Source organism: Bacillus sp. LR--39, from assembly GCF_053613335.1.
Window position 1 is genome coordinate 1 of record NZ_JBSIOT010001001.1, and the last position, 660, is coordinate 660.

1 protein-coding gene is annotated in these 660 nt (G+C 50.2%); it reads left to right on the forward strand.

Annotated features, from left to right (window positions below; translation table 11 throughout):
• Positions 1-36 precede the first annotated feature (36 nt).
• On the forward strand, positions 37-660 hold a 624-nt coding region (locus ACWHAR_RS28045), incomplete at its 3' end, for a type I phosphomannose isomerase catalytic subunit (RefSeq protein WP_452088563.1).

Sequence of the window (660 nt, forward strand, 5' to 3'; positions counted from 1 at the left end):
ATAAGACTATCGTGAATTAAGGGAGGAGATGGCAGCATGACTCAATCACCGATATTTCTGCAGCCTGAGTTTAAAGAGAGAATCTGGGGGGGAACGGCTTTGCGCGAGTCATTCGGCTATGACATTCCCTCCGATTTGACAGGTGAATGCTGGGCCATTTCCGCCCATCCAAACGGTCCGAACATCGTTGCTTCAGGTCCTTACAAAGGAAAAACGCTTGCCGAGCTTTGGGACGAACACCGTGAATTGTTTGGAGGTGCAGAGGGGGACCGTTTCCCGCTGTTAACGAAAATACTTGATGCCAATCAAGACCTTTCCGTTCAAGTCCACCCGGATGACTATTATGCAGGAGAGCACGAAAACGGGGAACTCGGTAAGACAGAATGCTGGTATATCATCGATTGCAAAGAAGGAGCAGAGATCGTTTACGGCCACACGGCGAGAACGCGGACTGAACTGGTCACCATGATCAACAGCGGTGATTGGGACAACCTGTTAAGGCGGATCAAAATCAAACCGGGCGATTTTTATTATGTGCCAAGCGGCACGATTCACGCTCTTTGCGAGGGGACGGTCGTTTTGGAGACACAGCAGAGCTCCGATACGACGTACAGGGTATATGATTATGACCGGACCGATCAAAACGGAGAAAAGCGCGAA